Consider the following 20,632-nt stretch of genomic DNA (forward strand, 5'->3'; position numbering starts at 1 on the left):
TGAGGCATAAAAAAACACCTGTGCAAAATAGCAAGGTGTATAAAATTATGATTCGTATTTTCTTCATCACGCGATTGTTATTATCGCTATCACGTTCAGAAAGTCTTTTTATTGTTCCAGCAGTTTATACAATTCATCCAGTTTGGGAGATAAGATAATTTCTGTACGCCTGTTTCTTGCGCGGCCTTCATTGGTGGCATTACTTTCTACAGGGTCATACTCACTGTGGCCTGATGCAACGATTCTTACAGGATCTACACTGTAATCTTTGGTAAGTATTCTTACAATGGAGGCAGAGCGTGCAAGGCTCAATGCCCAGTTATCTTCATATGTTCTGCGGATAGGAATAGAGTCTGTATGGCCCTCAATGTTTATACTGATATCAGGATTGGCATTTAACACGCCGGCCAGTTTACCAAGCGCTTCTTTGCCCTGTACATTTACAACAGCACTGCCTGATGGAAACAGCAGGTTCTCACTAAGGCTTACATACACCTTGCCGTTCTTTTGAGCAACAGTAAGATCACTTGCTGCAAAGCCGCTGAGCGCATCGGTCATTTTCTTGCGCAGCGCTTCAGATTTTTGCTTTTGCTGATCCAGCAAACTTTGCAGTTGATTAAGTTTCTGCTGCTGCTCTGCCAATTCTTTTTGCCGCTGCGATAATTCAGTCTGCGTGAACGAAGCAGACGCCTGCAGGTCTGCATTTTTCTTTTGCAATTCATCAATCAGTTTTTTCTGGTCTGCCACCTGCAGCTGCAGATCAGCTACAGTGGTGGTAAGGCTGCTTACTTTATTGGCAAGTTGTGTACTATCGTACCGGAGGTAACGTATGGCCACCTGTGATTCAAGGTATTTCTTCTTGCTAACGCAGCTTACCGTTAATAACGTAACCAATGCTGCTGCCAATATTATCAACTGCCTGTTCATTTGTATCTGATTATGACGGTGAAAAAATTTATACTACGCCTGTTAACTTACATGAAAGATGCGCAAACACATTAAGTATTACGGGCAACTGTTGCGCTGTTGCACCCGGAGCTGCTGCCATAAAAAACTACCGTACAAGTGTGCGACGCAACGGAAGCCTCATGCATATTCAACTGCCGGGCAACCAAACAAAACCATGCCAATACCGCTATGCAGTTTAGAATAATTCTGCCTGCTGTTTATTGCTTTCTTCTTCGCGCTTTTCCCATTCCATTTCCACAGACTTGCTATAATCCATAAGTTTTGCGCCAATTGCTTTCCAGCCCATTACTTCTACCATCTTGCTTATCTTGAACTTTGCTTTGCGTACCTGCTGGCCCCGCCCTGTTTGCACTACGAGTATCGGTTCGTCAAGTGTTGTTACGGCTTCAATACGGTTGCCGTCACCTTCTTTGATGAAGAAGAATTTGCTATGCAAAGTGGTGGTCTCAATCCTGAATCTTTTTACGTTGTACTGCTGCTTTTCGTTTTCCAGGTAAACAGCGGTGATAACTTTACCAGGGTTGAACTTTTCTATGAGCACGATCTTGTCTGCATCAAAGCGCTGGGTAAGTTCAGTGTCGGTTAACTCGTAATTGCCATCGCTGTATACCACAAGAATTTTTTCGTCTTCGAACGTGCCGAGGTATGTTCCTTTTTCTTCGTTATTCAGCCTGCCATACACATCATCGAACCAAAGCTTGCGGCCTTCGAGTGTTGACCTGCCTTTTTCTTTTAGTTTAACCGTGCGCACCGGATATTTTGTAACCTGGTTGCCGATGCTGCTGCGGCCTTTTATTTCGAGCTCTTCAAAATAAAAATCGAACTCTTTATTGCGGGCGGTGCAGTTGGGGCTGAGTGTAATCTTTACCACTTCTGCCTCGCCATTGGGGTTGGCGGTAAAATATTGCACTTTGCTTTTTTCACCTTTGGTAAGATCATATTCTTTATCGCGGGTAATACCGGTAACGTTGAAGCGCTTGGCATAACTGGTTCCTGAGTTGTGGTCTGTATAGATCATGTTATACGTGGTGCGTTCATCATTTTTAAGAAACACTGCCGCATGTATGATGTCTTTACCAATAAAAACTTTATCCGCCACTTTCACGATCTTCATGATACCGCGTTTTGTAAACACGATGATGTCATCAAGATCTGAACATTCGGTAAGCAGCTCATCTTTCTTCAAACCCGTACCTATAAAGCCTTCTGCGCGGTTTACATATATCCTGGTATTGGCAATGGCCACCTGTTTTGCCGTAATGGTATCAAACGGCCTTATCTCGGTTTTACGTTCCCTGCCTTTACCATATTTTTTGATGAGGTTTTCAAAATATGCTACGGCATAATCTGTAAGATGGTCGAGGTCGAATTGTACCTGTTTTATCTCGGCTTCAATTCCTTTGATCTGTTCATTCAGTTCATTAATATCGAGGCGATAAATTCTTCTCACCGGTTTTTCAGTAAGCTTTATAATATCTTCTCTTTTTATCTCTCTCTTCAGCTTCTTTTTATAAAGCCCAAAAGCTTTGTCGATCGCAGCAATCACTTTATCCCAGGTTTCATGCTTTTGCTCCAGCTCTTTGTATATTTTTTCTTCAAAGAATATTTTCTCCAGCGAAGTATAATGCCATTTGTCTTCGAGCTCTGCCAGTTTAATTTCCAGTTCTTTCTGCAGCAGGTTGCGGGTATTATCAGCAGAAATTTTCAGCAACTCATGCACGCCAACAAAACGCGGTTTCTGGTCTACAATAACGCAGCAGTTGGGCGAAATACTTACCTCACAATCTGTAAACGCATACAACGCATCAATGGTTATATCCGGGGAAATACCGGCAGCCAGTTCTATTTGTATCTCCACATCTTTAGCGGTGGCATCTGTTACCTTTTTAATTTTTAGTTTACCCTGGTCATTGGCTTTTACAATAGAATCCATCAATGAGGAAGTGGTTACCCCATACGGCACGCTTTTGATCACCAGTGTTTTTTTATCCACCTCTTCCACAATGGCTCTTACACGTACTTTACCGCCGCGTTTACCTTCGTTGTAGTTGGTGGCATCCATCATACCGCCGGTAAGAAAATCGGGGTAAAGTTCAAACTTCCTGCCGCGCAGGTATTTGATTGAAGCCTCGCACAGCTCCAGGAAATTATGTGGTAATATTTTGGTAGACAACCCTACCGCAATACCATCTGCACCCTGTGCCAGCACCAGCGGAAACTTCATAGGCAGCACAACAGGCTCCAGCTTACGGCCATCATAACTCAACTGCCATTCGGTGGTCTTGGCATTGAATGCCACTTCCAGCGCAAACTTCGAAAGCCGTGCCTCGATATACCTTGGCGCAGCAGCGTCATCGCCTGTTCTTACATCGCCCCAGTTTCCCTGTGTTTCTATCAGCAGGTCTTTTTGCCCCATATTTACCAGCGCTTCTCCAATGCTGGCATCGCCATGCGGGTGGTATTGCATAGACTGGCCAATAATGTTGGCCACTTTATTAAAACGGCCATCGTCCATTTCTTTCATGGCGTGGAGAATGCGGCGCTGCACGGGCTTCAGGCCGTCTTCTACAGCAGGCACGGCACGTTCGAGTATTACATAAGAGGCATAATCGAGAAACCAGTTTTTATACTGGCCCTGTACGCCATTTTCGTTAGAGAGGTCTATTTCTTTTCTTTCTTTCGCCATGTTGTATCTATCAAAATTCAAATGTATACTATTCAGAAAATTATGGGCCGGGCTTTTGCATTTTGTGGCATCGCCTGTTGCGTCGCACACTTGTACAGCATCTCATTATGCAACAGTTCCAGGTGCCATCTTCGCAATAATGATACACTATTCTAATAATCTTTTTCCCAGCCGTAAAGAAGCTTATACCCCCTGCAATGCCGCATTGAGGAACGCCGCAGCTGCCATGAAAACAGAACGTACAAGTGAGTGACACAACAGCAGATGCCATATGTACTGCTGCCTGCTACCTTATATTTCATACAGCTCCAGCGGCTGACCGTTTGGGTCCAGGAAGAACACAAACTTTTTTCCTGTTAATTCATCAATACGCACATCCTGCACTGCAACACTTCTGCTCTTTAAATATGCGGCGGCACTTTCAACATTTTCTACCGCGAATGCCAGGTGGCGCAGGCCTTTTGCTTCGGGGTAAGAGCCGCGCTCCCTGTAATCGGGAAAAGAAAAAAGCTCTACCTGGTACAAGCCGTTTATGGCAAGATCGAGTTTATATGAATCTCTTTCTGCCCGGTATGTTTCGGCAATGATTTCGAAACCGAGAATATCGGTATAAAACTGCTTACTCAACAAATAATTGTCGGTAAGTATGGCCACATGATGTATATATTTGATGTGTATCATTTGCTTATTACCCGGTCTTGTGCAGTTGTGCTGCCGCCACATGTTGCAGCCTGTGGCTACACAGTACCATGCAGCCATATTATGGCGCCGTAGCTGGTTCGCTTACCGGCGCGCCGGCCAGCCGAATGGTCATTTCTTTCCAGCCTTTGGCCCAGTCTCCTGTTGCCTCAAGTTTTCCTGCGGCAACCAGTTCTTTTATGCGCCACACAAGAAACACATCACCTGTTCTTACTTTCATTTTGCCCAATATGGTGGTAAGTATTCTGGCAAGCTTCTGCGGTTCTGCAGTTACAGCGCTTAGTATGTCTTTATCATAGTAGTCTGCTGTTTTACTTACGATCTTCTTACCACCATCAAGTATGCGCACCACGCCATTTTCGGTACACAGTTTTTTCCACTCATCAGGGTCCACTTCAAACTCGCTGAGCGTTATTGGCCTGGCAAGTTTTTTAGCTTTCAGGAATTCTTTTGGCTGAATTTCATGCAAGGCCACAGGGTAAAATATACCGCCCTTCTCATTGATGAATGGCAGGTTATTCATGTACAACACGTGCACCCTGCCCTGGTAATTTTTTAGCTGGCTCATTAACCAGTAGTAGCCGCACACATCATGCTGGTTCTGGCCCATCCATATCCACAGGTCGGCGGCAGGTTCTTCGTCCATTTTCTTTAGCAGGTTATGTACGGTCATTTTATCGTCTACCAGATCGATCTGTTCAGTGTAGGGAGAAGATTCCAACAATGCCTTCCACCAGTCTCTGCGCGCCTGGTAACCATCAGTATCGTATATGTTGCTGACAGGGCCAACAGCAAAATCATCTTTAATGATCCAGACCTCACCAGCCATTGTTTCATCTAACTCAATGGCCTTTTGTAAAACGGCTATATCTGCTTCCTGGAAAACGATGTGTAACATGTATACTTAATAATTAAAAATTAATAACGCATGATTACGAAGAACGAAGAATTGCAGTAAGACTATCAATAACTTTTCGCAATCAATGTTGACAGATGCTGCAGGTTATTCATCCAGTAAACCTGATTCCTGTAAAATGCCTAAAGCGCTTGTGCTACCTTTCTTTCAGTTGAAGAAATAATGCAACAATTCTTCCGCCAAATAGAAATGACTTTTCAACGATGACGTTGTTTTCTTTTATTCAATTCCTGGCGGTGAATGTACATTGTTAATGCTTGTCGGTTTCCTCTACCAGGTCTAATTCTACCCGTAGATTATCAATGATAAACTCCTGTCTTTCGGGCGTGTTTTTACCCATAAAATATTCCAGCAGGTTCTGAATATGATCTCCCTGCTCCAGTATCACGGGTTGTGTACGCATGTCTTCACCAATGAATCTTCCAAACTCTTCCGGAGATATTTCGCCCAACCCTTTAAAACGGGTTATCTCGGGCTTGCCACCCAGTTTTTTTATCGCGGCCTTTTTTTCTGCTTCATCGTAACAATAGATCGTCTCCTGTTTATTACGCACCCGGAACAGCGGTGTTTCAAGTATATGTACATGGTTCTGCTTCACCAGGTCTGGAAAGAACTGCAAAAAGAAGGTCATTATCAACAGTCGTATGTGCATACCATCTACGTCTGCATCTGTTGCAATAACAATGTTATTATAGCGCAAACCTTCCAAACCGTCTTCTATATTCAAAGCATGCTGCAGCAGGTTAAACTCTTCATTCTCGTATACAATCTTTTTGGTTAGTCCAAAACAGTTGAGCGGCTTACCACGCAAACTAAACACAGCCTGTGTTTCTACGTGCCTGCTTTTGGTAATGCTTCCGCTGGCGCTGTCGCCTTCGGTAATAAAAATGGTAGAGTTGTTTTGCAATGCCACAAAAGCTTCTTTCCCTTTTGTGGGCGGCTCTTCGTTATAATGCACTTTGCAGTCGCGCAGCTTTTTATTATGCAGGTTGGCTTTTTTGGCTCTTTCGTTGGCCAGCTTTTTTATACCAGCCAGTTCTTTTCTTTCTTTCTCACTTTGTTCTATCCTTTTTTTCAAACCTTCTGCCACTGCCGGATTTCTGTGCAGGTAATTATCCAGTTCCCTGGAGAAAAAATCGCTTACAAAATTCTTCATCGTAGGCCCGCCCTCGTATACTACAGAGCTGCCAAGTTTTGTTTTTGTCTGGCTCTCAAATACAGGCTCCTGTACACGCACAGCAATGGCAGCAACAATACTCTGGCGAATATCTGCTGCATCATAGTCTTTCTTAAAAAATTCCCTTACCGTTTTTACAAATGCCTCCCTGAAAGCCTGCTGGTGTGTACCACCCTGCGTGGTATACTGCCCGTTTACAAAAGAGAATATGTCTTCGCCGTAGTCATTGTTGTGTGTTATGGCTACTTCAATATCCTCGCCTTTTAAATGAATGATCGGGTAGCGGATCTCGTCTTCATTTGTTTTGCGTTTCAGCAGGTCCAGCAAACCATTTCGGCTCACGTATCTTTTACCGTTGAACAAAATGGTAAGCCCCGCATTAAGGTAGCAGTAGTTCCATAAAAGGTTATCGAGATACTCGTGTATAAAATGAAAGTTTTTAAATACCGTATCGTCCGGTATAAATGTTACCATGGTGCCATTTGATTCACCGGTCTTTGCTTCCTTGTGATCTTTTACCAGCACACCTTTTTCAAACTCTGCCGCTTTAGCTTTTCCATCGCGGTAGCTTTCTACTTTAAAATAATGGCTCAGCGCATTCACGGCTTTGGTACCCACCCCGTTCAAACCCACGCTTTTCTGAAATGCCTTACTGTCGTACTTGGCGCCGGTATTTATTTTACTTACCACATCCACCACTTTGCCCAGCGGTATGCCACGGCCATAATCACGCACTGTTACACCTTTTCCTTCAATGGTAATTTCGATCTGTTTACCATACCCCATCATGTGTTCATCAATACAGTTATCGAGCACCTCTTTTACCAGCACGTAAATACCATCGTCAGGCGCAGAGCCGTCGCCAAGTTTACCAATATACATACCCGGCCGCAACCTGATATGCTCACGCCAGTCAAGACTCCTGATGCTGTCTTCGGTATATTCAAACAGGTTTGTATCTTTCGATTCTGCCATATGTGTAAGTCCTGATTTTTATGTATGAACCAAACTGTATTACTACTATTGAGCTGCCGTTGCGTCGCACTCCTGTACTGTAAAAACATTACGCAGCATGGTGCAACCCGCTTTACTGAATGAAGCACATTTAACTGCAAAGTGGTAAACCCGGAGGCCTGCAAACGCCAGAGGTATATTTCCAACACCGTACAGGTAATGCACCGTGGCAGCTATTTCGTGCAAATTTAGCCGTACAAGTTAGTTTTTCAGGTTTACTTTTCTACAAAACCGCCATGGCTGTGGATAAAACATTTTTCGGCTGTAACATAATACACACGTGAATTTTAACGTATTTACATGCGTACAAAAACCGGTTCGCAGGCGGCTGGTTTTAAATTTGTAAAGTATAACGTCAAAAGAAAACAGATCGTAAAAAGCCTAATGAGTCCTGAAGCAGTAAAAAAGCATTATACAACAACACAGCAAATTTTAATAAACATTGCCGGTATATTGTGTATTATACCCCTGGCTCCGTTTCTGTGCAGGTTTATTCCGCCGGTTTTTATCGGCGACTGGAATGTAGACCTGATTATTGCCCTGGTAGTTTCCATCATCATCATCCGTCTAATGCAATGGCTGGTAAAACCACTGGTAATACCTGCATTCCTGGTAGTTTTGGGCATACTGGTCTATAACCAGTTCAACAGTAATTACACTTTTACAAACATAGCCAGCGGTTACAAAACCCTCGTTAACCAAAACTGGAGCATACGCGAAAAAAAACAGGTAGATGAATTAAGCTTTAACCCTCACTTATTTGAAAACAGCGAGCAAAAAGTGATCAGGCTGGTTAAAGCAAAAGTGCAATACCAGGATTCTCTTGTACGTAATTTTTCGGTTACTCATTCGCTCGATTATTTTGATGAATACAATTACAAATACCGGGCACTTACCCGTTATTTTTCCTTGTTTAAATACATTAACCTTAGTTTTAAATATGTGTCAGACTTTCAGCGGGATGAATATTACGCCACACCCCGGGAAACAATCCTGAATGGTCTTGGCGGAGACTGTGACGACCACAGTATACTCATGGCCGCCTGCCTCATGAGCATTGGCGCCACATGCAGGCTGGTTATTGTAGATGGCCACATGTACCCGGAAATGTATATCGGTGATAAGAATGATTTCGAAATAGCCCAGGCCGCCATTATACAGTTTTTCGAGTACGATAAAATCAACCGCATTTATTACCACGAAAATGATGGTGAATACTGGCTTAACCTCGACTACACGGCACACTACCCCGGCGGGCCATACATGAATGACAATGTAAGGCTGGTGATCAACTTTCCCTGAAATATTATACTACCTTGCACGCCACATGCCAGTTACAGACCTTGCAGTACTTGCACTTACAGCGGCTGAAAAAGAAACAGAAAACGATCTTTTCAAACAGTTTTTACAGGAACAGGATGTTGCTGCAATAGATGCAGCCGTTTTTGCACTTGATAAAGAAATTACTCCACAAATAGATTGTACGGCGTGTGGCAACTGCTGCCGCAGTCTTATGATCAATGTAGACGGGCAGGATGCAGAGCGCCTGGCCCGGCACCTTCATATGCACACAGACGATTTTTATGAACGTTATGTAGAGCGCTCATCGCAGGGCACGCTGGCCGTTATGAACAACATTCCCTGCCACTTTCTGGCAGATAACAAATGTACTGTGTACGAAGCAAGGCCTGCTGAGTGCCGCGAATTTCCCGGCCTGCACCATGCGGGCTTTACCAAAAGGCTGTTTGCCATTTTTATGCATTACCAGCGCTGCCCGATTATTTTTAACGTGGTGGAACAATTGAAAGATGTCACCGGCTTTTCAACAGTTAACATGCACCTGTAATATAGCGGTGACAGGCCCGGAGCGCTGCAGCCGCCATACAAACGGAACGCACAAGTGAGTGACACAACCGCCGATGCCATGAAAACTACTGCCTGCCACCAATAAAAAAAGCCCTGCATTGCTGCAAGGCTTGTATAACGAAATGTTTTTATGGATTAATCCCAGATTTCTTCTTTGCCCTCGAGCCACATTTTTACGGCATTTGTTGTAACGCTTTTTGGCCTTTCGAGCGGGAAACCCAAGGCCCTGTCCCAGATAAGACTTGCCAATACACCCAACGCACGGCTAACGGCAAACAATACAGTATAAAACTCGTATTCTTTTAAGCCGAAATGCACGAGCAGCGCACCGCTGTGGGCATCTACATTTGGCCATGGGTTTTTAATTTTGCCAAGTGACTGTAAGATTGGCGGCACTGTTTCGTATATTTTCCAAACAGTTTTTACCAGTTTATCATCGGGCATATGTTTTTTACCAAACTCCATTTGCGCAGTAAAGCGGGGATCTGTTTTGCGCAATACAGCGTGGCCGTAACCGGGCACTACTTTGCCGGATTTTAGTGTTTGCTGTACATAGTCGGCTATCTGCTCCGGTGTAGGGTCGTCCGAGCCAATTTCTGCCTGCATTTCGAATATCCATTTGATCACTTCCTGGTTGGCCAGGCCATGCAGCGGACCGGCAAGCCCGTTCATACCGGCAGCATAAGAAAGATAGCTGTCGCTTAATGCAGAACCTACCAGGTGCGTAGTATGTGCAGATACGTTGCCACCTTCATGGTCTGCATGTATGGTCATGTACAAACGCATGAGTTCATGAAACCGCTCATCGTTAAAACCCATCATGTGGGCAAGATTGCCAGACCAGTCGAGCAGGCCATTGGGCTGTATATGTTCACTGTTTTTATACTTACGGCGATAGATATATGCTGCAATGCGTGGCAGGCGGGCAATCAATGTAAGTGCATCATCAAAAGTAGCATCCCAGTAGTCCTTTTTATTAAGGCCTTCTGCATATTTTTTTGCAAACACACTTTCTGTCTGCAGTGCCATTACACCCACAACATACATCGTCATCGGGTGCGTGGTTATAGGCAGCGCATCAATAGCATCGAACACGTGTGCAGGCACATGGCTGCGGCGCTGTAAAATGGAAGTTATTTTATTGGTATCTTCTTCAGAAGGCAGTTCTCCCAGTAACATCAGGAAGAAAAGGCCTTCGGGCAAAGGTTCGCTGCCGTCTTTTGCTTTTGGCAGTTTCTCCTGCAGTTCCGGAATGGAATAGCCGCGAAAACGAATACCTTCCTGCGCATCCAAAAGGCTGGTCTCTGTTACAAGACCGGTAATGCCGCGCATGCCCTGGTAAACCTGTGATAATGTAACCTCTCCTACTTTTTTATTGCCATGTTCTTTCAGCAAGTCCTTGATCTCTGCTGCTGCTGCATCTGCTTTTGCTTTGAAACGCTCCTTTAAAATATCCATTGCCGTGTATATATTTTAGTTGGTGATATATTCCGGGAAATTAATACGGGTAAAAATAATTTTTGGGACCGGGCTTTGGCATTCTATGGCATCGCCTGTTGCGTCGCACTCTTGTACTTCAGATCGTTACTCATCACGGTGCGATTGCGGTAAAGGTAAAACAACTTGCCTTTGAATTACAAAAGAAATATAATAATGTTATCAAAAAAACACAGCCGCATTTTATGCGGTACAACACCACTAAAACAAAAGCTGCCATACACGCCTCAAAGGCTTTACCAGCCTGCATTGCAGCATTGAAATTTACTTTCTAACTGCATTCTAATAACAGCAGTATTTATGCAATTGTTGGTTAAAACCATTACTTAGGCGCTTTGCGGTAAATATAAACGGCAATAAATGTAAACGTTACATCAGGTATCCACGCTGCTATAACAGGCGGCAGGTTGCCCTTGGTAGAAAAGATGGTTGAAAAGCGGTCCATTAATATAAAAGTTACAGCCAGTACAATGCCCAACGCAATATGCGCACCGCTGCCGCCACGCACTTTCCGGCTGGCAATAGCCGCACCAATAATGGTGAGAATGATTACCGCAAGCGGCGTGGTAAGCCGCTTATATTGTTCGATCTCCAGTGCATTCAGCCCTTCTGAGCCACGCAGCCTTTCCAGTGCCATAAACTCTTTTAGCTCGGGTGTGGTCAGTTTATCTTTGGCGTATTCATCACGGCTTAGATCGAAAGGTTTAAAGTTGAACTGCATATCTTTCTTTTGCATAAACGCCACTTTTTCCTTCATGCCATTGATGTTACGCTCAATCACCGTTTGCAGGCGCCAGTTTTTAATGGCCGTATCCCACTTTATATTTTCGGCACGCAGGTTATATACCAGTTCATCATTTTTTATGCGGTGCATAAAGAATGGACCGCCGGCTTTTGCAGCAGTATCGTAATTACGGATGCCTGCGTATGTAAAAGAGTCTATCCTGAAATAAATGCTGCGGCTGCTGCGCACCAGCGGGTCGTAGCTGGAGTTTACGTTTACATATTTTGCCTCGAATGTTGTTCTGATGGTATTGGCCACAGGCAGGTAAAAGTTAGCGCCAACTGCCAGTAAAATGCCAAGCGTAATGCCCCCAACCCAATAAGGGCGCATCATTCTGTTGAAGCTGGTACCGCTGGCCAATATGGCAATCAGCTCACTTTTAAGCGCCAGTTTGGAAGTAAAAAAGATAACGGCTATAAATACAAACAATGGAAAAAGCAATGCAATGATGTATGGTACAAAGCCCAGGTAATACTTCATGATAATATCTGTGGCACCGAGCTTAGAGGCAACAAAATCATCGGTCTTCTCGCTGATGTCTACTGCCACGGCGATTACCGTAAAGAGAAAGATGGAAAAAAAGAAAGTAGTAAAAAACTTTTTGAGTATGTACCAGTCGAGTTTTTTCATGAAGCTGCCTGCTTTATGGCAATTACCGCCAAATGTATAGGAAAACGTGTTGCAAAGTTGTTATAAACGCTGTTTAAGTACTTCTATGGTGGAAGTTTTCCATGCCTGAAAATCTCCGGCTGTAATGTGTTTTCTTGCTTCACCCACCAGCCACAGGTAGAATGCCAGGTTGTGTATGCTGGCAATCTGTAACCCCAGTATTTCATCGGCCACAAACAGGTGGCGCAGGTAGGCTTTGCTGTAATAGTTGCTGGTTTCGCATTGTAGCCCGTCGTCTATTACTGAAAAATCTGTAGCCCATTTTTTATTGCGGATGTTGATGACACCTTTGGTAGTAAACAACATACCATTTCTGCCGTTGCGTGTGGGCATTACACAGTCAAACATATCTACCCCCAGGCTAATGCACTCCAGGATGTTCCAGGGTGTGCCTACGCCCATGAGGTAACGCGGTTTATCGTAAGGCAGGTTTTCGGTGCAGCGTTGTGTAAGGTCGTACATCATTGCTTCGGGTTCTCCTACGCTTAGGCCGCCAATGGCATTACCTGCTGCCTCTTTCGAGGCAATGTATTTGCAGGAGGCAACCCGGAGGTCTTCATAAGTACTGCCTTGCACGATGGGGAAAAGATTTTGCGTATAGCCATATTTATCTTCCGTACTGTTAAAACGCGTGAAACACCTGTCGAGCCAGCGGTGTGTAAGGTCCATGCTTTTTTTGGCATATGTATAGTCGCTGGGATAAGGAGGGCATTCATCAAATGCCATTACGATATCTGCACCAATACTGCGCTGTATATCCATTACATTTTCGGGTGTAAACAGGTGCCTGCTGCCGTCTATGTGCGACTGGAACAATGCGCCTTCTTCTGTAAGCTTACGGTTTTCGGCAAGGGAAAAAACCTGGTACCCCCCACTGTCTGTAAGTATTGGTTTATGCCAGCCATTGAACCGGTGCAAACCACCCGCTGCTTCAATAACGGCAGTGGTGGGGCGCAGGTATAAGTGATAAGTATTTCCAAGAATGATCTGTGCGCCTATCTCATCTTTTAACTGTTGTTGCGTTACGGCTTTTACGCTGCCAATGGTACCTACGGGCATAAAAATAGGTGTGGCTATCTGCCCGTGATCGGTGGTAATGGTGCCGGCTCTTGCTTTGCTGCTGTTATCAGTATGTTCCAGTGTAAACGTTAGTGCTGCCATAAAAGGCGCAAAGATATTGCGTTTTAAAGGTTTAATGCAGCCTGTGTTGTATACACGCCGCTCCGGTGATGGTTACATGCAGCCAGGTAAAGCAGTGTAATGCCATGCGGCTGACATTTTTTACCTGCGCTACCGGTACAGGCTGTTGAAACCAACACCCGGCCGCACCATGCCGAAAAGCGATCTTACCGTACAAGTGTGCGACGCAACGGAAGCCACATAGCAGCAATACTGCCGGGCACCTAAAAAAGAAAAAACTGTACACAAATGACATAAGCATAATGAAAAAACGGGTAAAATATCAATAGCGCACAAAAACAGGCCATTACAAGTGTAGAAAACAGCCCGTTGACAACAGTACTTTTGAATAACCAACAACAGCCGTATGAACAAGCTTTCCACAAACCTCCGCGAACTGTTACAGAAAAATGCTGCACTTACCAATACGGAAGTGATGCAGAAAACCACCCCTGTAAAGGTTTGCAAGCACCGCACTACAACCGGGTTTTGCAACAAAAGCCACAGGCCGTGTGTGCTGCTCAATTTATCCATCAACAAATAAAAAAACGCTATATGGAACAACAAACCATGGCAGCCACGATGGCGCCCACCATGATACCAAACAATGCGCACAAAGACATTCCCGGCAACCCGTCTACCGCAAAAAGCAGTACCACGAAACTCAATGACAGGAGTAATGGCAAACCATTACGTGTGTTAAGCGAAGCGGACTGGCAATTCTGGATAAACAACGGATACATCGTGGTGAAAAATGCCGTGCCAAAGGAACAGGCAAAAGCTACAGCAGATTTTTTGTGGGAGTTTGAAGAGAAAGACCCGAACGACCCGTCTACCTGGTATACGGCACCGCGTGCAGAAATGAAAATGAAAGAACTTACCAATACCGGCATGGTAGAAGTGTACAATAACCAGCACCTCTGGAACAACCGGCAAATGCAAAAAGTGTACGATGCTTTTGTAGACATCTGGGGCACAGAAAAACTGTGGGTAACGATTGACCGTGCAAACCTTAATTTTCCCATACGCCCCGGTTTTGAATACAAAGGTTTTATACACTGGGATTATGACCCGGAAACAAAACCTGTAAACGTGCAGGGCGTGCTTGCACTGGCAGACCAGACAGATGAAAACATGGGCGGCTTTCAATGCATTCCTGAACTCTTCAGAACTTACGACACCTGGAAGCTTACGCAGCCGGAAGACCGCAACCATTTTCAACCAGACACAACCGGTTTTACTTTTGATAAAGTAAAAATGGAAGCAGGCGATCTGCTGATCTTCAACAGCCTGCAGCCACATGGCATAAGACCAAACATGAGCGACAATAAAGTGCGTATAGCACAATATATTTCCATGATGCCTGCAGAAGAAGACAATGAAGCATTGAAAGAATGGCGCATCAACTCGTGGAAGCAGCGCATTGCGCCGCAGGGCTACGCTTTTCCGGGAGACCCACGCAACTGGGAACAGACAAAATATGACACCGCCGTGCTGAGTGAACTGGGCGAAAAATTACTGGGATTGAAAAACTGGTAAAGTAATTGTGTGCATAACAGCCAACGCAAAAACGCAAACAGGTACAAGACGCAAAGACTTGTTCTTTGCGTTTTTGCATTGTTGTTTATTTTGTGTAAACAAAGGCTCTTTGGTATTTTCATGGCTCCTTCAACAATCATATTTATACAATGAATGCAGTACAACAACCATATACAACACTGAATAACGGCACTAAGATGCCATTGCTTGGCCTTGGCGTGTACGACATGTACGAAGCTGAAGCAAAAGCCGCGGTTATAAAGGCTTTGGAAACAGGTTACCGTTTAATTGATACTGCCGCTGCTTACAATAACGAACCCGAAATAGGCAGCGCCATAAGAGAAAGCGGTATTGCCAGGCACGAGGTTTTTGTAACAACCAAAGTGGCCAACCCAGACCAGGGTTACGACAATACCATGCGTGCTTTTGATACAAGCATGAAAAAACTGAACATCGGTTACATCGACCTTTACCTGGTGCACTGGCCGGTAAAAGGCAAACGCAAAGAAACCTGGAAGGCACTGGAAACATTGTACAAAGAAAAAAGGGTTAAATGCATTGGCGTGGCAAACTACCTCGTGCCTTTTCTGTATGAACTCGAAACCTATGCAAACATTCAGCCTGTTGTAAACCAAATAGAATTTACACCATGGTTGTTTGTAAAGGATGCCCTCGATTTTTGTAAAGACAAAAACATTCAGTTGCAGTCTTATTCTCCCATTACACGTGGTAAAAAGTTTGATGATGAGCGCTTGCAAAGCCTTTGCAAAAAGTACAATAAAACACCTGCACAGATCATACTCCGGTGGAACATTGAACATGGTGTATCTACCATACCAAAATCTGCCAATCCTGCACGCATACAGGAGAACTTCAACATATTCGATTTTACGCTTACCAAAGAAGATATAGCTGTAATAGATGGCTTTAACGAAGGCTTCCGCATTTGCGAAAACCCGATGGATATGTGGTAAAAAATTTTTGTTACAGGCTTTTGTACTTCGTGGCATCGCCTGTTGTGTCACTCACTTGTGCGTTCCTTTTTTATGGCAGCTTTGGCGATCAGTGTACAGATAAACGTTTTTAGAAACCGAACCGGTTTATCTTTACGGCTGCCATGGCAAAAACGCATCTTTATACAGGTTATGTAGCAACAGCGGCAACTATAATACAGCACTATGATGGTGCCACACCGCTCAATGATTTCCTGAAAAAATATTTTGCATTACATAAAAAGTTTGGATCGAGAGACCGCAGGCAAATAACCAATCTCTGCTATTGCTATTACCGTTTAGGTTTTGCAGAATTGGGTTTAGATACCACAGAAAGGATACTGCTTGCATTATTTCTCTGTTCAAATGATCCACATGAAATTATTTCAGAACTAAGGCCTGCATGGAAAGAAAACATCACAGCTTCTATAACGGAAAAATTAGCATTGATCGGTTATCCCTTTTCCATACAAAATATTTTTCCCTGGCAGGATGAAATAAGTGAAGGCATTGACGCTACTGCATTTGCGGAATCTCACTTAATACAGCCAGACCTGTTTCTAAGAATACGGCCGGGCAAAAAAGAACAGGTCATAAAAAAATTAGATGCAGCAGGAATTTCATATACTCAGCCAATGCAGGATTGTATAGCCATTGCCAATAACACAAAGATTGATACAGTTATTGAATTGAATAAAGAAGCTGTTGTACAGGATTATTCTTCGCAGCGCATTACAGGATTTTTACAAACTATAAAATCCGAAATCTCAAATCCGAAATCTCAAATCAGCGTATGGGATTGTTGCGCAGCAAGTGGCGGAAAATCTATTTTAGCAAAAGATGTCTTAGGAAATATTGATCTAACTGTTTCTGATGTTCGCTCTTCTATCATTCATAATTTAAAGCAACGCTTTACAGCAGCAGGAATAACAAAGTATCATTCATTTGTTGCAGATTTAACTTCATCAACAGCTAATATCAAATTCCTTGTACCAGACATTATTATCTGCGATGTGCCCTGCAGCGGTAGCGGTACCTGGGGCAGAACACCTGAACAATTGCATTTCTTTACAGCAGAAAAAATTGATTACTACAGCAACCTGCAAAAGCAAATACTACAAAATGTTTTACCCCATGTAAAACAAGGTGGTTATTTTTTGTACATCACCTGTTCTGTTTTCACAAAAGAAAATGAAGAAGTGGTTGATTTTATTCTTGCCAATTCAAAGCTGCAGTTAATAAAAAAAGAAGTGCTGATTGGTTATGATAAAAAAGCGGATACAATGTTTGGGGCGTTGTTTAAACATGATGAAAAATTTACTAAATATACCTATATTGAATAATGGAATTATCATTCTTATTTTGGAATACAGGAGGTAAAAAATGTATCGATGAAATATATAATTTGGTAGATAAATATAATATTGATGTATTAATACTTGCTGAAAATAGCGCCAGCCCCTCCGATATTATACTTAAATTGAACAGTGTAACTACTCTATTTTTCCCTCCTCACCCTTTTTCATTTTGTGAAAAAATAAAAATCTATTCTAAATTCCATTATAACTACATTACTCCTATCGAAGAATCCGCAAGAATAACAGTTCGTAATTTAGAATTGCCGATACTTAACAACTTAAATCTAATTGGACTTCATTTTGGCGACAAGGGAAACTTCTCTTCCGAAAGTCAATCTGAAATGGCATCGGAACTGAGGTCGTTGATAAACTCGGTGGAAAAAAAACAAAAACACAGTCGCACTATGATAATTGGCGATTTCAATATGAATCCATTTGAGACAGGCTTGGTTAAAGCTAATGGCTTGCATGCTGTCATGTCGCATAAAATAGCAAAGCAAACATCCCGACAAGTACAAAGTAAGACATATGAATACTTTTATAATCCGATGTGGAGTCTATTTGGCGATTTACAAAATGAAGTTTCTGGCAGTTATTATTACAGAAGAGCTGAGCTTGTAAATTACCAATGGAATATATTTGATCAAGTTTTATTAAGACCCTTGCTTATCAACAATCTTGATAAATCTTCATTGAAAATAGTTACACACGATGGAATAAAAAAATTACTAAATAAAGGGGGTGTCCCCAACAGGAAACTATATTCAGACCATTTACCTATCACTTTTAAACTAACTTTTTAATTATGGATAACAAAAATTTGTGGCCAGATTTTGAAAACATCCCAAAAATTACAAGTCCAAGATCAATTTTAATTGAGCAAGCAAGTTTCTTAGCTGAAAAGACAAAAAATCTTTTGAGTGCTGAAGTTGGCGGTGGCAATACAAAAGAAGGCAGAATCTATTACAGGTTCATTATTATAGCTCCATTGCTTAAAAATTATACTTACAGATTATTTACACTTAGTCATGACATTTTCTATTACCCATGCGAAATAAGTTTTCAATCTCAAATTATGCAAATAGGTAGTGAGGATCAATTAATAGAAAGATTAAAGCTGATATTTAATAATGAAAATACTCAAAGAATAATTGCTTCTTTGATCGGACAAAGTAAAGATATCGCTACCGAAGGCAGTGAGTATTAGTTTTGACAATATTTTGCTGCCAAGCATGCGACGCAACAACAGCCTAATTCATATTCTCCAGCTTAGTACATAAATAAAAAACCCCGTTCCTTACAAACGAGGTTTTCTGTTATTTATGAAACTATATCTACGCTTCCACAATCAAACTTTGCTTCTCTCCCTGCATCAACTCTACACTCCTGTTGATAAAATTCGTAAGATCATTTCCTTTCAATAGTCCCTGTGACAGCAATGCAAGATCTGCCAGGTTATTGATCTGCTTCTCCTGCTTGCTCTTATCACTTTCTTTCAACAGTGATTGATAGATCGGGTGATTACCATTCACCGTAAGCGTTACCTCATCTGGCATGGTTGCATAGAACGATGCCATACCGCCACCCACAGCACCCATGTCTTTCATACGGCGCATAAATTCAGGGCGCGTTGCAATGACAGGCGCGGTTTCAGGACTTAAACCTTTTACTTCAACTGTTACATGCAGGTTATGTACATCTTTGGTAAACATTGTTTTCAACTGCTCGGTTTCTTCCTTGCTCAGCACGCTTTCATTGCCTTCCTGTTTGTCTATGATGTTGTCAACAATATCACTGTCTACACGCACAAAATGTACACCCTCCCATTTCATTTCCATATTGTTGATGAAAGCCGCATCCACAATGGTTTCCAGCTTTACAACAATATAGCCTTTTGCATTGCACGCCTGTATATAAGCATCCTGCTGCACAGGGTCTGTAGTATAAATGATTACCTGTTTGCCATCTTTGTTTTTCTGCAACGTTTCTGTTGCCATTTTGTATTCCTCAAGGGTATAGAACTTGCCCTCTCTGGCATCCTGCATTACCAGGAACTTATTGGCTTTATCCAGGAATTTTTCGTCGGTCATCATGCCGTACTTCACAAACAAACCAAGGCTATCCCACTTCTCTTCAAATTCTGTCCTGTTATTACGGAAGATCTCATCCAGCTTATCTGCCACTTTCTTGGTAATGTGCGCATTGATCTTTTTTACATTCGGGTCACCCTGCAGGTAGCTACGGCTAACATTCAGCGGAATATCCGGGCTGTCTATAACGCCGTGCAGCAACATCAGGAATTCCGGAACAATATCTTTTACCTCATCGGTTACAAACACCTGGTTGCTGTACAATTGAATTTTATCTTTCTGTATCTCGTAGCTCTGTTTGATCTTAGGGAAATACAACACACCTGTTAAGTTGAATGGATAATCAACATTCAGGTGTATCCAGAACAATGGTGTTTCGCCGTAAGGGTAAAGTTCTTTATAAAAATTCTGGTAATCTTCTGTTGTTAGTTCAGATGGTTTTCTAACCCAGATCGGGTTGGTATTGTTGATCTGTTTATCTTCAAAAAAGATGGGTACAGCCTGGAAACGGCAAAAGCGTTCGAGTATACCGCGTACACGGTCTGCTTCCAAAAATTCTTTGCTTTCTTCATTTATATGCAATACAATCTTTGTACCGCGGTCATCCTTGTCTATTTCATACAGTTCGTACTCAGGGCTGCCATCGCAACTCCAGTATACACCTTTGGTATCTTCACGAAAACTTTTCGTAAAAATTTCTACTTTTTCACTCACCATAAAAGCACTGTAGAAACCTAAACCAAAGTGGCCGATAATATTGGCGTCTTTGTATTTATTCAAAAACTCCTCGGCACCGCTGAATGCAACCTGGTTAATGTATTTGTCCACCTCTTCTGACGTCATACCTACACCGCGGTCTGTAATCGTCAGTGTTTTTTCAGCAGCATCAATGGCAATGTCTATACGCAGTTCGCCAAGATCACCTTTGGCTTCTCCGATAGAAGAAAGTGTTTTCAGCTTTTGTGTGGCGTCTGTTGCGTTGGAGATCAGCTCACGCAGGAAAATTTCATGTTCGCTGTAAAGAAATTTCTTAATGATCGGGAAGATGTTTTCCGTTTGTACCCTTATCTGTCCTTTTTGCATAGTAAAAAGTTTTTTATGTACCCGGCTTTTGTTTTTTATGGCATCACCTGTTGCGTCGCACTCTTGTACTGTAAGCACAAATGGCAGCAATGGCAACCCCGCTATAAAAGCCAA

The 20,632-nt window shown here is 42.9% G+C and carries 17 protein-coding genes; 8 read left to right on the plus strand and 9 right to left on the minus strand.

All coding sequences use genetic code 11. The features are described from left to right. Positions 1–108: 108 nt before the first annotated feature. The 5 genes from I5907_RS02460 to I5907_RS02480 all read right to left on the minus strand — a co-directional run bounded on the left by I5907_RS02460 (position 109) and on the right by I5907_RS02480 (position 7,422). The gene (locus tag I5907_RS02460; protein WP_196989149.1) at positions 109–927 is read right to left on the minus strand and encodes an OmpA family protein; all 819 of its coding nucleotides are present in this window, start codon (positions 925–927) and stop codon (positions 109–111) included. Between the two features lie 217 nt (positions 928–1,144). Further along, positions 1,145–3,676, minus strand: coding sequence for a DNA gyrase/topoisomerase IV subunit A (locus tag I5907_RS02465; RefSeq protein ID WP_231401939.1), 2,532 nt, complete (start codon positions 3,674–3,676; stop codon positions 1,145–1,147). A 270-nt stretch (positions 3,677–3,946) separates the two neighbouring features. Further along, positions 3,947–4,336 (minus strand): SMU1112c/YaeR family gloxylase I-like metalloprotein, encoded by a 390-nt coding sequence (gene gloA2, locus I5907_RS02470; RefSeq protein WP_196989150.1) that lies wholly within the window; start codon positions 4,334–4,336, stop codon positions 3,947–3,949. Positions 4,337–4,415: 79 nt separating this feature from the next. After that, on the minus strand, positions 4,416–5,252 hold the full coding sequence (locus tag I5907_RS02475; protein ID WP_196989151.1) for a DUF1835 domain-containing protein: 837 nt from the start codon (positions 5,250–5,252) through the stop codon (positions 4,416–4,418). Positions 5,253–5,520: 268 nt separating this feature from the next. After that, positions 5,521–7,422 carry a DNA topoisomerase IV subunit B gene (locus tag I5907_RS02480; RefSeq protein ID WP_196989152.1) on the minus strand — a complete coding sequence of 634 codons (1,902 nt, stop codon included), beginning with the start codon at positions 7,420–7,422 and terminating at the stop codon, positions 5,521–5,523. A gap of 339 nt (positions 7,423–7,761) precedes the next feature. Between I5907_RS02480 and I5907_RS02485 the strand changes: the two genes are divergently transcribed. Together I5907_RS02485 and I5907_RS02490 are read left to right on the plus strand one after the other, a co-directional pair. Next, complete coding sequence (locus tag I5907_RS02485; protein ID WP_231401940.1) at positions 7,762–8,763, plus strand: transglutaminase-like domain-containing protein; 1,002 nt, start codon at positions 7,762–7,764, stop codon at positions 8,761–8,763. A gap of 25 nt (positions 8,764–8,788) precedes the next feature. Continuing rightward, positions 8,789–9,307 carry a YkgJ family cysteine cluster protein gene (locus I5907_RS02490; protein ID WP_196989153.1) on the plus strand — a complete coding sequence of 173 codons (519 nt, stop codon included), beginning with the start codon at positions 8,789–8,791 and terminating at the stop codon, positions 9,305–9,307. Between the two features lie 155 nt (positions 9,308–9,462). Here the strand turns inward: I5907_RS02490 and I5907_RS02495 are convergent, their stop codons facing one another. From I5907_RS02495 to tgt, 3 genes are all read right to left on the minus strand, one after another. After that, on the minus strand, positions 9,463–10,785 hold the full coding sequence (locus tag I5907_RS02495; RefSeq protein ID WP_196989154.1) for a citrate (Si)-synthase, eukaryotic: 1,323 nt from the start codon (positions 10,783–10,785) through the stop codon (positions 9,463–9,465). A gap of 361 nt (positions 10,786–11,146) precedes the next feature. After that, the gene (locus I5907_RS02500; RefSeq protein WP_196989155.1) at positions 11,147–12,238 is read right to left on the minus strand and encodes an LptF/LptG family permease; all 1,092 of its coding nucleotides are present in this window, start codon (positions 12,236–12,238) and stop codon (positions 11,147–11,149) included. A gap of 60 nt (positions 12,239–12,298) precedes the next feature. Further along, positions 12,299–13,438 carry a tRNA guanosine(34) transglycosylase Tgt gene (gene tgt / locus I5907_RS02505; protein ID WP_196989156.1) on the minus strand — a complete coding sequence of 380 codons (1,140 nt, stop codon included), beginning with the start codon at positions 13,436–13,438 and terminating at the stop codon, positions 12,299–12,301. Between the two features lie 385 nt (positions 13,439–13,823). Between tgt and I5907_RS02510 the strand changes: the two genes are divergently transcribed. The 6 genes from I5907_RS02510 (at position 13,824) to I5907_RS02535 (ending at position 18,552) form a co-directional block, all read left to right on the plus strand. Beyond that, a complete protein-coding gene (locus tag I5907_RS02510) occupies positions 13,824–14,000 on the plus strand; it encodes a hypothetical protein (protein WP_196989157.1) in 177 nt (58 codons plus the stop codon). Between the two features lie 11 nt (positions 14,001–14,011). Continuing rightward, positions 14,012–14,995 carry a phytanoyl-CoA dioxygenase family protein gene (locus I5907_RS02515; RefSeq protein ID WP_231401941.1) on the plus strand — a complete coding sequence of 328 codons (984 nt, stop codon included), beginning with the start codon at positions 14,012–14,014 and terminating at the stop codon, positions 14,993–14,995. Between the two features lie 149 nt (positions 14,996–15,144). Continuing rightward, entirely contained in the window at positions 15,145–15,969 is an 825-nt protein-coding gene (locus I5907_RS02520; RefSeq protein ID WP_196989158.1) for an aldo/keto reductase, read from the plus strand. A 143-nt stretch (positions 15,970–16,112) separates the two neighbouring features. After that, a complete protein-coding gene (locus I5907_RS02525) occupies positions 16,113–17,330 on the plus strand; it encodes an RsmB/NOP family class I SAM-dependent RNA methyltransferase (protein ID WP_196989159.1) in 1,218 nt (405 codons plus the stop codon). Continuing rightward, the gene (locus tag I5907_RS02530) at positions 17,330–18,148 is read left to right on the plus strand and encodes an endonuclease/exonuclease/phosphatase family protein (protein WP_196989160.1); all 819 of its coding nucleotides are present in this window, start codon (positions 17,330–17,332) and stop codon (positions 18,146–18,148) included. The genes I5907_RS02525 and I5907_RS02530 overlap by 1 nt, the downstream gene beginning before the upstream one ends. Positions 18,149–18,150: 2 nt before the next feature. Continuing rightward, the gene (locus I5907_RS02535; protein ID WP_196989161.1) at positions 18,151–18,552 is read left to right on the plus strand and encodes a hypothetical protein; all 402 of its coding nucleotides are present in this window, start codon (positions 18,151–18,153) and stop codon (positions 18,550–18,552) included. 127 nt (positions 18,553–18,679) lie between these two features. On the opposite strand, the gene htpG is transcribed toward I5907_RS02535, so the two are convergent. Continuing rightward, positions 18,680–20,518, minus strand: a complete 1,839-nt coding sequence (gene htpG, locus I5907_RS02540; RefSeq protein WP_196989162.1) for a molecular chaperone HtpG — start codon at positions 20,516–20,518, stop codon at positions 18,680–18,682. Positions 20,519–20,632 lie beyond the last annotated feature (114 nt).

The sequence above is a fragment of the Panacibacter microcysteis genome (assembly GCF_015831355.1).
Taxonomy (GTDB): domain Bacteria; phylum Bacteroidota; class Bacteroidia; order Chitinophagales; family Chitinophagaceae; genus Panacibacter; species Panacibacter microcysteis.